Origin of the sequence: Chryseobacterium populi, from assembly GCF_000282115.1 — a bacterium.
GTDB lineage: Bacteria > Bacteroidota > Bacteroidia > Flavobacteriales > Weeksellaceae > Chryseobacterium > Chryseobacterium populi.
On record NZ_AKJY01000067.1, the window covers coordinates 16,310 to 32,327 of the forward strand.

General features: G+C 35.5%; 13 protein-coding genes. 12 read left to right on the forward strand and 1 reads right to left on the reverse strand.

What is annotated here, in order from left to right; translation table 11 throughout:
• Positions 1–233 precede the first annotated feature (233 nt).
• The 4 genes from PMI13_RS15505 (at position 234) to PMI13_RS15520 (ending at position 7,105) form a co-directional block, all read left to right on the forward strand.
• Positions 234–3,254 (forward strand): ligand-binding sensor domain-containing protein, encoded by a 3,021-nt coding sequence (locus PMI13_RS15505; RefSeq protein WP_007845383.1) that lies wholly within the window; start codon positions 234–236, stop codon positions 3,252–3,254.
• The gene (locus PMI13_RS15510; protein ID WP_007845384.1) at positions 3,247–3,861 is read left to right on the forward strand and encodes a response regulator transcription factor; all 615 of its coding nucleotides are present in this window, start codon (positions 3,247–3,249) and stop codon (positions 3,859–3,861) included. Before PMI13_RS15505 ends, PMI13_RS15510 begins: the two co-directional genes overlap by 8 nt.
• A 456-nt stretch (positions 3,862–4,317) precedes the next feature.
• Positions 4,318–5,895: a hypothetical protein gene (locus PMI13_RS15515; RefSeq protein ID WP_007845386.1), complete on the forward strand. Its 1,578-nt coding sequence runs from the start codon at positions 4,318–4,320 to the stop codon at positions 5,893–5,895.
• Positions 5,896–6,175: 280 nt separating this feature from the next.
• Complete coding sequence (locus tag PMI13_RS15520; RefSeq protein ID WP_007845387.1) at positions 6,176–7,105, forward strand: hypothetical protein; 930 nt, start codon at positions 6,176–6,178, stop codon at positions 7,103–7,105.
• Positions 7,106–7,211: 106 nt separating this feature from the next.
• On the opposite strand, the gene PMI13_RS15525 is transcribed toward PMI13_RS15520, so the two are convergent.
• Positions 7,212–7,586: a VOC family protein gene (locus tag PMI13_RS15525; protein ID WP_007845388.1), complete on the reverse strand. Its 375-nt coding sequence runs from the start codon at positions 7,584–7,586 to the stop codon at positions 7,212–7,214.
• 266 nt (positions 7,587–7,852) lie between these two features.
• On the opposite strand from PMI13_RS15525, the gene PMI13_RS15530 reads away from it, so the two are divergent.
• The 8 genes from PMI13_RS15530 to PMI13_RS15560 form a co-directional block, all read left to right on the forward strand.
• Positions 7,853–8,314: a MarR family winged helix-turn-helix transcriptional regulator gene (locus PMI13_RS15530; RefSeq protein ID WP_007845390.1), complete on the forward strand. Its 462-nt coding sequence runs from the start codon at positions 7,853–7,855 to the stop codon at positions 8,312–8,314.
• A gap of 1 nt (position 8,315) precedes the next feature.
• Complete coding sequence (locus PMI13_RS15535; RefSeq protein ID WP_007845392.1) at positions 8,316–8,819, forward strand: hypothetical protein; 504 nt, start codon at positions 8,316–8,318, stop codon at positions 8,817–8,819.
• A 231-nt stretch (positions 8,820–9,050) separates the two neighbouring features.
• Positions 9,051–9,212, forward strand: coding sequence for a hypothetical protein (locus PMI13_RS21240; protein WP_007845394.1), 162 nt, complete (start codon positions 9,051–9,053; stop codon positions 9,210–9,212).
• Between the two features lie 299 nt (positions 9,213–9,511).
• Positions 9,512–10,132, forward strand: a complete 621-nt coding sequence (locus PMI13_RS15540; RefSeq protein ID WP_007845396.1) for a response regulator transcription factor — start codon at positions 9,512–9,514, stop codon at positions 10,130–10,132.
• Between the two features lie 224 nt (positions 10,133–10,356).
• Positions 10,357–13,353, forward strand: coding sequence for a sensor histidine kinase (locus PMI13_RS15545; RefSeq protein WP_007845399.1), 2,997 nt, complete (start codon positions 10,357–10,359; stop codon positions 13,351–13,353).
• Positions 13,354–14,042: 689 nt separating this feature from the next.
• A complete protein-coding gene (locus PMI13_RS20730) occupies positions 14,043–14,810 on the forward strand; it encodes a hypothetical protein (RefSeq protein WP_007845400.1) in 768 nt (255 codons plus the stop codon).
• Positions 14,811–15,013: 203 nt separating this feature from the next.
• Positions 15,014–15,307: a hypothetical protein gene (locus PMI13_RS15555; protein ID WP_034669561.1), complete on the forward strand. Its 294-nt coding sequence runs from the start codon at positions 15,014–15,016 to the stop codon at positions 15,305–15,307.
• 75 nt (positions 15,308–15,382) lie between these two features.
• On the forward strand, positions 15,383–16,018 hold a 636-nt coding region (locus PMI13_RS15560), incomplete at its 3' end, for an alpha-L-fucosidase (RefSeq protein WP_007845401.1).

Consider the following 16,018-nt stretch of genomic DNA (forward strand, 5'->3'; position numbering starts at 1 on the left):
TCAAATAATAAATAATTTATCTGAAATATGCTGAAAATCATTCCATTTCTCTAAAAAATACTCGGTGTAATGATATTATAATCAATTACGGTTTAACATCAATAATGAAACATATTATTAAGAATCAATGAAAGATAATAGCCTAAATATGAATAAACAATTAAAATATTCACAAAACCTTTTACAATTATTAATTCGTTTATATATTTGCTCCACCATTAAAACAATAAAATTTGTATAAAAATATATTCTCTGTTTTTCTTTTCATTTTTTTTTCAACTGTTCATTCCCAGAAATATAATACTGAATTTTATAATACTGATAATGGGCTTCCACAAAACAGTGTAAAGGATATTGTAAAAGATAAATACGGATTTATATGGATGACGACCGAAAATGGGCTTGTAAGATACGATGGCATAAATTTTCTGGTGTATAAGAATTTCCCGCTAAACAGTCAGCGTTTTACTTATTTTTATGGTAATATTGAAAAGGACAGCATTTTTACAGGAATAGATTATGGAAACAAGGTACTGTTGCATGGAAAATATCCCAAAGCAATCAGAAATCTTAAAAAAATTCAAAATATTATCACTAAAGGCAATACCAATTATTTTCTGTACTGCTCTAATTACAATTTCGATACCACTCAGGGAGGAAGCTTTTATATGAATTTCAAAAACGGCAGGTATTATATAAAGGAAAATGCTTTAATATATGCATCTTATGATTCCGGAGCTGAAGAAAACCTGAAAATTAAGCTGATCCATACAAATATTCCGAAAATTTTCGTACTCGATGAGCAGATGTTCTATATAGATAGTCAAGCTAAAAAGGTCAGAAAAATAGAGGCCAATAAAATTACCAATTCTTACACCAGCCCATTGCTTACGGATATTAACAGTAAAATATTTTGGAACAGGGTGAATAACCAGGTTTTTATCCTGAACAAAAATACTTTTTATACCTGCCTTTATGAAAAAGGACAGCTGAAAGTAACCCGGCTCGTTCAGATAGATCTTAAGGGAAATAACCTGAGGAGCGTTTATTATGATCAGTTTTACAGAAAGCTCTACTTGGGAGACGGTACAAAAGGCCTTCAAATCATTAGCTTATCAGATTTTGTTCCCTCTAAAAGAGACTCCCAAACATTTCCATCTGTTTTTTATTCTACATTACCTTATAGTGATTCTTCCGTGATTACCCCATCCGGAGACATCTATCATCGGAATGGATTTGTAGGAACCAAAAATTTCAAAAATTACACCCAATATTTTACAGATTATGATGATAAAGGAAATATTATCATAAAAAATGAAAGAGAGCTGAGAGTCTATCAAAAAAAGTCTTCCTATAGAGATTTTGTGCTGGTTTCTACAGAGGAAAGCCAGATTAAAGATTTTTTTTATGATGAAAACAGATATTATATGCTCACTATAAAATCAAAAATACATGGCAACACTGAGTTTAATGGGATGCTCACTTTATATAAAGACAAATCTTTTGGAGAAATAGAGAAGAAATTTTTCTTTAACATAGAAACTACAAAATTCTTAAAAACGGATAATGACCATATATTGGTAGGCACTATAAACGGATTGTATAAAGTATCATTGAAATCAAACAAAATATCCAGATTAGCAACGAGCAACAATTTATCCATCCGTAATATTGTAAGAACCAGGGACGGAAATTTCTGGGTCACCACTCTTGGAAAAGGATTCTACCTGTTAAAAAATGATATTCTGATCAAAATGCCCTGCGATATAAATCAGAACCTTTCTTCAGCCCATACGATACTGGAAGATCAAAAAGGTTTTTTCTGGATACCTTCCAACAATGGTTTATATAGAGTTCACAAAGACCAGCTTTTAAAATATGCTGAGAATAAAAATTATACAGTACACTATTACCGGTTTTCTAAAAAAGCAGGCTTCGATACCAATGAGTTTAACGGTGGCTGCAATATCACCGGGAATCAATTAAAAAACGGAGAATTCGTTCTTCCTTCCCTTGATGGCCTGGTGTTTTTTGATCCCATGAAAGTTAAGGCATATTATCCTCAGAATATATATCTGGAAAGGGCTCAAATTGATGATAAAGAAGTATATTTTCAAAACCGCTTATATGCCACACAGAAATCTAACCGGATCGATATATTTATCGATGTTCCGTATTATGCCAATACGGATAATATTATGATTTATGCCAAGCTGAGCGGGGTACCCAATGCAAAATGGGAGCTGATCGGAAAAAACAGAAAATTTTCTGCCTTCAACCTGGGTTACGGAAATCATCTCCTTACTATAAAAATGCTTGTCTCAGACAGCGGTAAGTTTGCTTATAAAAAAGTAAATATTATTATTCCGCCTTATTTTTACCAAACCTTTTGGTTTAAAACCCTTGTATTTTTGGGATTATCTTTTTTGGTTTACCTTTTAGTGAAATGGAGAATAGGCTTTCTGACCAGAAAAAATTATGAGCTGGAAAAAATCATCAGTTTAAGAACCAAAAATCTTTCTGATACGGTAGAGAATTTAGAAATCACCAAGATAAAACTCAGAAAAGAAATTGAGCTGCAGAAAAAACTTATTGGCACCATTACCCATGACATCACTACTCCGGTAAAATTTATTGCCATGATTACAGATGAAGTGATGGAAAAGAAAGAATTTGACCAGCTGCGTACTGAAAAAGTCTTTTCTTCAATTCATAAATCATCCCATCAGTTGTATAATTTTACAATGACCTTAAAAGAATATGCAGATATCTATTATCACCACCGGTCAGACGAATCAAAGCTTTATTCTTTATATAAGCTTGTGGAAGAAAAGAAAATACTTTTTAATGCCATCGCTGAAAACAACAACACCATCATCAACAACGACGTCAATAAGAACATCTATACCTGGATCAGCAAAAACATCCTGGCTGCCATTATCCATAATCTCCTGGACAATTCTGTAAAATTTACAAAAAACGGGGCAATAACAATCAGCAGTGATATTTACGAAGAAAATATTATCCTGATGCTCCAGGATACCGGGACTGGTATGGATGAACAGAAAATAGAATATTATACCCAGCTTCAGGATAATATTGAACACGAGAAATTATTATTACAAAAATATGGTATGGGGCTTCACCTCGTCCTGCAATTATTACAAATGATCGAAAGTAAAATTATCTTCAAAAAGAATAAATTAAGAGGAACCTCTTTTACATTAATTTTAAAAAATAAGAAAGATGATTAAAAACATCCTGATAGCTGATGACCATGATGTGGTACTGGCCGGAACTACCATGATTTTAGAATCCAGAATACCTGATATTCTGATTGATCAGGCTCAAGATTATCCGGAAGCTCTAGACAAAATATCCAGACGGAAATATGATCTCGTTATCCTGGATATCAATATGCCTGAGAGTAAGAACAAGAAAATGATCTCTGAAATTAAAGAGACCGATCCGGACATCAAAATATTGGTTTTTTCTGCCTACGAAGAAGAAATTGCTATACAGTATATCAAAGAAGGAGCTAATGGCTACATTAATAAGCTGAGTAAGGTGGATGAGATTTCTGAGGCTGTAAAAAAGATGTTTTCTGATGGATATTATTATCCTTCAAACATTGCCATCAAGCTGCTGCAGCGCTCTCCCCTGGATTCCATAAAAAGCCTATCTGAAAGGGAATATGAAATTTTTACTCTTATAACAAGAGGGTTCGGAAACCTTGAAATTTCAAATACCCTGAATATACAGATGCCAACCATCAGTACTTATAAAAAAAGGATTCATAAAAAGCTGCAGACCAACAATGTGGCAGACCTTATCAGGCTTTATCAGAATTATATCACTTAATCGTTAAAATAATACAATAGAAACCTGTTTCCGGATATTAGCCTTTGAAGCAGATAGGATTCCAGAGCCGAGCATTTTCAGTTCTGGAATTTTCAATTTATTAATATTTATAAATTATTAATGTTAATAAACCAATTAAACTCACTCCCGGTTTTAACCCAAAAAACAAATTTCTCATTTAAGAATTTTGTAGAAAATTTTCTACATTGAGCGTTATTTTTTTCTACAAACAGTGATATCTTATTGCATATTTTTTTTTCTAATTTTACACTAATCCGATAAACAAAAGGAAATAATTGATTACATCATTAAATTTTTCTTTAATAAACTAATAACAAATCTTTTGATCTCTAAACCATGCAACTCCATTTTCATGACTTATCAATCCTGAACAATTTAAATTTTTAAAAATTTCAATCCAAAAAAAAATTACAAAATAATTAAAAATAATACAAAATGCTTAAAAATTTAACAAAACTCTATGCTACAACAGGATTGTTGGTTTCCGGTATTGTCTTTTCACAAGCCGGATCTGTTGGCATCAATACTCCTAACCCGGGTTCCACATTGGATATTAACGGGTCTCTGGCTGCACAGTACAGTCCGGTAAATACGACTCCCTATGCATTATCTGCTACTGATTTTCATGTATCTTATAATGGTACATCCAACGCAGTATTTAATCTTCCGGCTGCCATAAGTGGTATTGGAAATTTTAAAGGCCGGATGTATACCATCAAGAACAACACTAATTTTTCGATCACCGTAAATCCTGCAGGTGCAGAAACCATCAACGGAAATACAAGTGTTTTGGTACCGGCGAATCAAAGTGTACAATTGATCAACACGGGGCTCACCGGAGCCAACTCGACTTGGGAAGTGGTTTCAATAGGCTCCTCTTCAACCGGTGATTATATTGTTGTAAAACCCAATACACTTCAGGCTGCATCTCCTGGTTCGGATGTCACATTTGCTTCTGTAATAGCATCAAACAATATTACCTATAACTCGGGGGTATTTAATTTAAAAGCCGGTAAAACTTATATCCTGCGTTGTCAGCTGCATGCTATTAATTTTTCTGACGCCGGTGGTTTTTTTATCTACGAATGGGTTGATGCATCCAATAATTCTGTGCTTCCATCAAGTACTATGGGAGTTGTTGATGCAATCAGTACCTTTCCAGATACAGTAGGCGGACAGCCGGAAGCTTATGCTATTTACAGGCCGACTGCAGATATCGGGGTCAAAGTAAGGCTTACCAATGGAGCCGGGACTGCAAGCTTACATTCAGACATAGGTATGATAGCCATCACGGAACTTGAAGGCGGCAGTGGCAACGGAACAACAATAATCAACAACAATATTACATCCAGCAATGGCCTTACCATGTCCGGTACTGATGTGAAACTGGGCGGTACCCTTTCTCAGGCAACCGATATTGCTACTGCCGGAAATAACCTGAGCATCAATGGAACCGGAAAGGTTTTGCTAGGTACGAATACGGTACCTGCGGGAGCCGCTAATTCTAAAATTGTTATTGATAACGGCACTACCAATGGAGCACTGCAGATAAAAGACGGTACCCAGCAGCTGGGTTATGTACTAACCAGTGATGCGAACGGCCTGGCAACGTGGTCATCAACTGTTACCACAGCATTTGCCAATAACTGGACGTCTTATACAGGAACCTTAACCAATCCTTTCACAGGAGCTTCAGGAGGAGGAAACCTACCTACTGGAATTTCAGTAACGATTCCTGCAAGAGGATGGTATTTTTTCCGTAGTGGTATTGCAATAAATTCTGACTGTAATGATTATACTTTTTACATCGATGGGATCGGGGATGTCTGGAAGAGTTACTGTACTTCTAATACCCCAGTTTTTATGGCTCCAAGAGATCAGAACCGGGTATTGTATTTTTCCGCCCCGGGCACCTATCCTATTTTAGCAATCAAAACAAACTTAGTAGTCCCTGCCGGTTTTAATGTAGGAAATCCTAGTTTTTATTTGGATTTTGTAAAATTTCAAAACTAATATGATATACATTTCCCTTCCAAAGTATACGATTCTAAATACATAAAGTTGAAAACTGAACTGCTGCAACTCCCTCACTTTAAGCAGCAGTTCATTAAGATCAGAAATAACATAATGCGTTTCTGAAATGGTAAAATCATATTGAAGATTCAGTCAATTAAAACAAATAGCATTTTCCTGTCCCGGAAGAGTGCATAATTCTATACTGACCAATCCATATTGTGATCCATCCAATTATTTTTCTTCATTTTCTTACTTTATTAAATCTAAATTTTTGTCTATGAAAAAAACGTTTTGTCTTACTTTATTGGCCGGTTTGAGCAGTATCATGAATTATTCGCAAACCCATAATGTAGGAATTGACACTTCTGCCCCGGGAAGCAAGTTAACGGTTAACGGCTCATTCGCAGCAACTTATAAAACAGTTACTTCCAGCAGTCTTGTCGATGCCAATGATTATTATATAGCCTATAACGGCAATAGCAACGGAACTTTAACCCTGCCTGCCGCCATAGCCGGAGAAGGTAATTTTATAGGACGTACCTATCATTTTAAGAACACGGGATCAGCAGTACTTACCATAGCAACCAACGGTGCAGAATTAATAGATAACCAAAGCGGATCCGGCGTACCGAATATCTCTGTTCCGCCCGGTTATTATGCTTTTTTTATAAGCAAAGGAACAACTACCGGAACAACCTGGGAGCTTATTTTGCTTTCAAGCTCTAACGGAGTTCCGGCTGCCGCTACAACGTACCCTTTTTCTGCCATAAGTACTACGACAAGGCAGAGTCTTCCGGCGACCATCGGTGCCGGTCCGTATGTTACAGGAGAGATTAATTATGCTCAGGGGGCAGTTATTAATGCAGGTGGAGCATTCAATACCGGAAGCGGAAGATTTACAGCTCCTGACAATGGATATTATATGTTCTATGGGTCAACCCAGTTTGATAATGGTGCTGTTTCAGGTAACCCCACTTTTGCATGGAATGTATTGTATCTTATAAAAAACTACAGTACAACTCCTAATAACATCCTGGTACAATCTCATCATATCAATTCGGGACCACTGTCCAGTACCAATGTCTCATGTATTACTTACCTAAATGCCGGAGAAACAGTCAGTATGGCTTCAGCTGCAGCAGTAAGCAGCGGCACTGTTTACCAGGTGGTGGTAAGCACTTTATATGGTCATAAAATTGCCAACTAAATTCCTTTTTTTAGTATAAATTCATTCCTAAAGAAAAAACGCCAAAGCTCTGCTTTGGCGTTTTGCTTATACCTGGCTTTCCCGGTTATCTTTTTCCGGTCTGAATTTATTTAGGCTCCCAGAGCTCAATTTTGTTGCCTTCCATGTCAATAATATGAACAAATTTCCCATAATCATAAGTTGCTATATCATCAACAATCGTTACCTCTTCTTTTTTAAGCTCTTCAACCAATGCTTCCAGATCTGCTACTCTATAGTTGATCATAAATTCTTTTTCGGAAGGTTCAAAATATTTTGTGGTCTCAGGAAACGGGCTCCATTGGGTAGAGCCATCTCTGGTAGGGTCATCAGCTTCTTTCCATTCAAAGGTTGCCCCATAATCATTAGTATCTAAACCAAGATGGGTTTTATACCATTCTTTCATTTTGTTTACGTCTCTGCATTTAAAAAAAACGCCGCCAATACCTGTTACTTTTTTCATTTCTTATTATTTGTTTTAATCAAAATTAAATTGAACATGAAACCAAACAATTTCACATGGGTTAAAACTATTACTATTTTTTATTATTTGAAACTCTTTTAAACAAGTTTTGATATTTTAAAACAGGAAGTTTCCTGATTTACTGCTCAGTTGTGCATGTTCATATTCACTCCTTTTTACAAGCCTCAATGTTTATTAAAAATTGGTATGATTTAAATAAAAATAAATATCTTTATAACTAAGATAATTAGTTAAAAGATTAATCAATGACTAAAAATAATTTTCAACAGTTCAGGACAGCAAGCAGACAATATTCTGATGCTTCGATCTTCATGCATGAGGCTATTGCCCGAAAAGCCGGATTATCAGGGGCAGATCATAAATATTTAGGACTTATACTCCAGCATGAGTCTATAACAGCAGGTGAAATATCCAGGCTAACCGGACTAACGACAGGCGCAGTGACAGGATTAATAGACCGTTTGGAGAAAAAGGAACTCCTTAAAAGACAGTTCATCAAAGAAGACAGAAGAAAAGTAATTATCATCCCCAATATAGAAAACAGCATGAAGCTTTTAAAACCTTTTTTTGAGGAATTACAGAAAAAAACGATGGAGTTAATTTCAACTTTTTCAGAAAAAGAACGGGCAGCTATTGAACGTTATTTCCTGGAAGCAACAGCCATCATGAAAGAAACATCTGATAACTTAAACAAAAAAAGCAAATAACATGGAAAGTTTAACAGCAAGCTATTTAACAAGAGCCGAAATATCGCTTTGCATTACAACACTCATCTATTTTTTAATGAATGGGGCACAGATTTTTGAAACTTTTGTATTTGTCCCCAAATGGGTTTCATCTCCACCGGATAATTTTAAGCTCTTACTGGACGGAAAAGGGATAAGCCTTAAAATCTTCTGGATCATCTTCCATTCCCTGCATGAGATAACTTTCATCCTTGCGATTATTTTCTGCTGGAAAATTGATCCGGTCAGAAACTGGCTTTTAATTCTGTTGGCAGTACACATCGCAGTCAGAGTCTGGACTCTTACTTTCTTTGCACCAAACATTATAGATTTTCAGAAAATAGCTGAAACACAGGTAGCTTCAGAAAATTTAACCGCAAGGACCTCACTCTGGCAAACGCTCAATTACATCAGGGTGGCTGTTTTTGTTGCGGTTTCTTTCGGGTTTATCCCATTGTGTATTAAATTATTTGCAATGCGGCAATAAATCATGGCGGGTATTGAGATATGAGACGCTAGACACTAGACATCGGATAGTAGACTAATTTACATGAAAGTCTTAAGTCTGGGGTCTAGCGTCTCACATCTGATACCAGACAGATATTCCAATTCAATATGTAGTATTCATAGTACATAAAGGTCATATAAATACTACAATAAATATTTTGGATAACTAATTAATGAAGATAATTTTGAGAAAAACTTTACGCTTAAAATTATGGAGAAAATTTTAGTAATTTCCTGTATGCCGGGTGCAAAAATTCCACTTGCACAAGTAGGCATTAATACATATACCCCGAATGCAACTCTGGATGTAGTGGCAAAAACAACTGACGGGAGCAAAGCAGAAAAGTTGTACTATCTAAAAAATCAGATCTGATTAAAAAGCCCATCTTAAACCGTTAAAATAACACCGGCCTTTTACTTAAAATGAAAAATAAACACCGCAGGATTTACCTGCTGTGTTTTACTTCGATATTACAGTAATTTCGAATTTCGTGGTATCAATAAAGAAAGTAATCTCAGTAGAAAAAGAAAAAGAAATTGATATATTTGATGTTGAAAAAGGGTAACCCGATTCAAATAGAATTCAGGAGTAAAATAAGTAGAAAATTCAAAGCTAAGAAAAGAAACACCAAAAGAAATAAAGGTAAAAGTTATCTTATAAACGATCCGAATATGAATAAAAAAATACTGATTGCAGATGATCATTATGTAGTAAGACTTGGAACCGCTATGGTTTTAGAAAATCATTTTCCTGATATTTCAATCGATTACGCAGAAAATTATGAGGAAGTAAAATCAAAACTACATAAGGAGAAATTTGATCTTATTATGCTTGACATCGATATGGAAGGAAGTACTTTCAGGCATATGATTAAAGAATTGAAAATGATTCAGGAAGATATCATGATTATCATTTTTACCTCTTATAAAGAAAGTGCAGCCATAGAATATATTCAGGAAGGTGCAGAAGGATATATCAATAAACTGAGCGGTGAAAAAAATGTAATAAAAGCAGTACAGTCCGTTTTTGAAGACGGGTATTATTATTCTCCCAAACTTGTTAAAGAACTTACCTCCCAACCACAGAAAAAGGATATTTCGGATTTGTTATCAGAAAGAGAATTCCAGGTTTTTAAGCTCTTAATAGAAGGGAATGGAAATTTAGAAATTGCCAATATCCTCGAAATTCATATGACCACAGCAAGCACTTACAAGAGAAGAGTGTATGCAAAGTTGGGCGTAAATAACCTTGTTGATCTTCTGAAAGTTTCCAATAGCAAAAATTATCATTAATATTTCATAAAAATCACCCATTAGATCCGGTATTATTGTGATCTGGATCTAAGTTCTCATTAGTTCCTGAAATATGCCACATCTGATTTCAGTATCATGAAGGGTAGATTCTGAACACTACCTATATGTAGTTTCATTAAATGTAATATAAATTTGACATCATCAAGAAAAAGCACTATAAACTTATAATATCTTTGTTCTATAAAATCTGTTAGCTGCTATTAATGAAATTATATTACATTATTTTCATATTATTTTCAATGTTTCTCCATGCGCAACGTTATACCTCACGATGGTACGGTATGGATGAAGGCTTACCTCAAAACAGCATAAAAGATATTATAAAAGATAAATACGGGTTTATCTGGCTGTCAACAGATGGTGGCATTCTGAGATATGACGGAGCCGGATTTTCGCTTCACAATAATTTTAAAATAAGCAATTTAAGTTTTGGGAATTTTTTAGCCACAGATAATGGAGATATCATTTGCTTTAATAATAATGATGAAAATTGCGTCCTGATATCAGACAGAACTGTAAAAATGCTGCCTAACGGAAAAGTATCCAGAACTGCCTCAATGGCCCATAACAGACAATATAAAAGGTATTATAAAAGTAACTTTTTAAGCAATTTTTTTCCGGAAACGAATTGTTATTATATAAAAACAAGTTCAGAAACCTACTTTTTCGACAATCATCACATTATCTACAAAAACGGAAATGGATCAGAAAAAAAAATTCTTTCAGGTTTCTCTTCGAAAAGTCTGATGAATGCTTTTGAGCAAAAAAATATTATCTATATACCCGATCCCCGAAACCGGAGAACAATTATCTTAAAAAACGGTATGGTATCCTATGACAATAAACCTTCCCTGTATAACGATCCTGAATCTAAAATATACTGGCATCAGGGGACCAAACAGGTTTTTGTAATCAACAACGGTAATATTCATATCAGTAAAATAAATGGTGGTAAGCCTGCCCTCACCTTTCTGATGCAATATAAAGGAATAGAAAAACAGCTTTTATACTGCATCTTTTATGATAGGGAATATGATAAATTTTATTTTGGAAATGTTGTGAAAGGACTTAATATAATTAGTCTTTCCAGGTTCTACGTCCCGCAAAAAAACATTCCGTTTTCCGGTGAAGTTGTTTATGAAGCATTACCCTTTACCTCAAATTCAATTATTTCAAAACAGGGCTTTGAATATTCTAAAAATAAAGTCCGCAAAATATATTCGGCCGGTTTCAACTATGATAAACGTTATCTGCTGTACGACAGCTCCTATAACCTTTTATATGTGGAATTCAATAAGCTGCACAGAAGGTATAGTGCTTTACATTATCAGAAGCATGATTCCGTAAGTTTCCCAAACAGGAACGTTGAGGGGCTATTCAAAATAAACAACCATATTGTAGTCAATATGGCAGACCGTAAATACGAATATTATGATCTGTATTTGTTTACCAATGATACATTCAAAGAAGCAAAAAAAATTTTCAGGTGTAAAGATAATATCAACTTTATAAAAGAATATAATCATGATATGCTATACATCGGAACGAGTAACGGGATCTATCTCCTGTCTCTTTCCCGGAATAAAATCGTAAAATACCTGGCCAAAGACCTGCCGATAAAGGAAATTCAACGGACGAGAGATGGAAATTACTGGTTTACCACTCACAATAAAGGATTTTATCTCCTGAAGAAAGATAAAATACTCAGGATGCCGGATGATAAAGAAGGCTATATTTCCGGTGCACACCATATCTTGGAAGACCAAAACGGAATTTTCTGGATCTCTTCAAATAACGGTTTATTCAAGGTTTCTGAAAAGATGCTTTTGAATTATGCCCAGAATAAAGACTCCAAAGTGATCTACTACCGGTATACCAAAGAAGATGGTTTTCTGAATAATGAATTCAATGGCAGCTCCAACCCAAGCGGTATCATTCTGGACAACGGAGAATTTGTATTTCCTTCAATGGAAAGCTTTGTTTTTTTTAAGCCTGATGACATTAAGACCTATTATCCTGAAAGCAGTCAACTATATATTGAAAGGGCCAGAATGGGGAAAAAAATGCTCGGTTTCAAAGATACCCTTAAGCTGGAAAGTGATTATAAAAGCGTTGAAATTCTTTTTGATATACCCTACTATCATAATATCGAAAATATTTACATCGAAAGCCTGCTGGAAAACAGTGGCAATAATAAATGGGAAGAAATAAAAAAGGATAGAAAATATACTTTACACAATATAGGCCCCGGAAAGTATAACCTGCTCATCAGATTTCTGACTTCTGGAAACGGAAAGTTTGCCTATAAAAAAATTCTGATAGAAATAAAGCCCTTTTTTTATCAGACAATGTGGTTTAAAATTTTTGTCATATTATCAGGAATATTACTGGTCATAATCATTGTACAGATACGGACAAACTTTATCAGAATTATCAATAAAAAATTGAAAAGCAACCTTTACAGCAGGAATCAGGAACTTAAAGAGACAGCAGACACGCTCGAAATGACAAGGAATAAACTCAAGAATGAATCTGAATACCAGCAAAAAATAATGGAAAGCATCAGCCATGATATCACAACTCCGGTAAAATTTATTGCCCTGCTTTCCCAGAAACTCAGTGAAGCAGACGACCCCCTCTCACAGAAAAAATATTTCGACGGAATTTATAAAACATCTGAACAGTTATTTAAATTTACATTAGGATTAAAAGAATACACCGAATTGTATAAGGGGGAAAATGCTTCAGAAGAAAAAGAATATTCATTATTTGATATAATAGAAGATAAAAAGCTTCTTTTTGAGGAAATGGCGTCTGAAAATAATACAGTAATAGCTAATCTTTGTGATCCTGGTTTAAAGATAAAAAACAATAAAAATATACTTTCCACAATCCTGCATAATCTAATCGACAATGCAGTAAAAAACACCATAGAAGGGGAAATATCAATAAAAGCCATTGCCCAGAATGAGGCGGTGGAAATCATCATATCCGATACCGGAAAAGGAATGTCCCAAACGCAGATAACCTATTATTCCCAGGTTTTTGAAAGAATGGAATCTGAAAATTTTGTATTTAAAAATTACGGCCTGGGATTACATATGGTGATCCAGCTAAGCAAAAAGCTCAATGCAAAAATAAGTTTCCATGAAAATACATCAAAAGGAACCGTCGTGAAAATTATTCTGAAAGCTGATTAATAATAAAAGTCAGGACCATACAGCCAAAAAACATCAGATCCGGGATCTGATGTGAAATGATGGGAGTAATGGGAACATACACACCATCGTGTTTTTAGAATCGTGTGTATTTATCCTTCTTCCCAGAAATGATCTGTCGGATCGAAAGACAGACCTGCATTATAAAAAACAATAGTCATGATGAAGATCCATCAGCTGCTTTTCTATAAATGACTTTCCTGAGCTACAGTCCAAATACACACTTGAGCAAAAGTATTTAATAATCTTAAATTTTCCATGATCAGGACCGTACTAAAAAAACGATAATCCTGTCATAATTTTCGTACAATACAGTCGTTATTTCAGTACAGACTTTATTTTCCAGGCAGGTTATTAATCAATAGTTTTGACAGGAAATTGAGAAAAGAAAACACCAATGAAAAAATTATGATCCCAGCTGCTTTTAAATTCAACATTCGTTGATGCCCAGATTGATATAATCATCAATAAAGGCTGGATTTAAAAAAAACTTATTTTTCAAGAATGATGATTCTTAAATCCCCTTCATTTTTAGAAATGACTTTTCAAATAGTTATTGCCAGCAAAAGACCGGCTCAATATTGACATAATCATTACTGTTTTTCCAACTCAAAATACAGTAATTCAACATAGTATTCACAGTACAGGAATCATTTAATTATAACTAAATTATGAAAAAAGCAACCATCAGCTTATTAATTTTAACGATCGGGATGATCAGGGTTTCAGCACAAATAGGGATTAATACCCCAAATCCTCAGGCTCCTTTTCATATAGACGGCAACAAAGATAATCCCGTAACAGGAGTTCCTGCAATAACACAACAGGCCAACGATGTTGTAATAACCGCACAAGGTCGGTTAGGAGTCGGCACAACGGCTCCCACTAATCAACTTGAAGTCAACAGCGGTACAGCAGAAGTTTCAGGAATAACGATTACTCAGCTACCCTCTGCTACAGCACTGGCCACCGATGCAAACGGAGCCATTATATCAGCCAATAATGAGACTGTCGGGGTTTCTGTCACTAAACAACGTTTAACAGTACCAAGCAGTACTGTGATATTAAACAGTGGTTCCGGCAGGTACTCATTCAGATATGCAGGATATAATGCAACTACTTTGTTAAACGGAACATGGCAGATCAGAATAAATGATGGTGCAGCACGGCAGTTTATGGTTTGGGATGTAGAGTTTAATGATACTAGTGGTGGTACAGGAGTATCTGCTGTTGTATACAGGCAAAGAACGGTCCCAACGTTTACTCCGGGAACATGGGCCAGTTTAGATGGTAATCAGGCAGGTGGCTCGACTGAATATACGACTTATCATATATACGACAGCTCTACCGGCACGATAGTCAGGTTTACCTGTACCCTTTCCAACATGGGGACAACTACTGCCGGAATCAGAGAAGCTATGATTGCAGAAGAATTTTAAATTATTTTTTATATAATACCTTAAGCAGGAGATGAAAAAAATATTTGCTACCTGTTAACAGCTCTTATTTCCGGAAGTATTATTATTGCTCAGATAAGTATCAATACTGCTTTAAGGATCATTAGATGTTGCCTATATACCGTTAAAGCCTGCTTTTACGCAGGGGTTTTGTTCCCAGGCTTACCGGAGACGAAATACAGCAAATGACCGTAGACACAGAACAAAACGGAATGTTTGTATTTGGCTTCTCAGATTGCCGGAACCTGTTTAATCACAGAATCAGGCAAAGTTCCGGGCTCTTCAGATTGAGCGGAATTGCAGTAGCCAACATTATTGTAAAGCAGGATAATGCAGTAAGCTTCATCCCACAGACCAATACCAGTGGCTATTGGAACTACAGGACAGCTCAATATGCATATCACCAGGGTTTCAGATTACACTCCATAAACGATACACAAATTCTAATATATTACCTTATTAAGGAGCCTGAAAATTAATTTCCGGCTCCTTTTTCAAGTGTGTTCAGCTTTCTAATGGTATTATTTGTATTTTAGTACAATCTAAGCCAGACTATGAAACCATTTTTGATTCTTTTTCTAACATTATCAATAAGTCTCTGTGCCCAAACTCCTCCTGAACCTTATGGCCCGCTCCCATCCAAAAGACAGCTGGCATGGCATGATCTTGAAGTTTACGGCTTAATCCATTTTACACCCACTACATTTGAGAATAAAGAATGGGGCTTTGGAGATGCCGATCCGAAAACATTTAATCCAGCCGATTTTAATGCAGATCAGATTATCAAAGCAGCAAAAGCAGGTGGTTTGAAAGGGATTATTTTAGTCGCCAAACACCACGATGGTTTCGCTCTGTGGCCCACTCAAACAACAGAATATAATATCAGCAAAAGCCCGTTCAGGGCAGGAAAAGGAGATCTGGTAAAAGAAACAGAACAGGCTGCACGCAAAAACGGCTTAAAATTTGGCGTTTACTGCTCTCCCTGGGACAGAAACAATGCACTTTATGGAACCGATCAATACCTGGCGGTTTACCAGGCTCAGTTAAAAGAGCTGTATACTGATTATGGTGAAGTGTTTATGAGCTGGCATGACGGAGCCAATGGTGGCGACGGCTATTATGGCGGGGCGAAAGAAAAACGCTCGATAGATAACACAACCTATTACGACTGGAACAATACCTGGGCTATT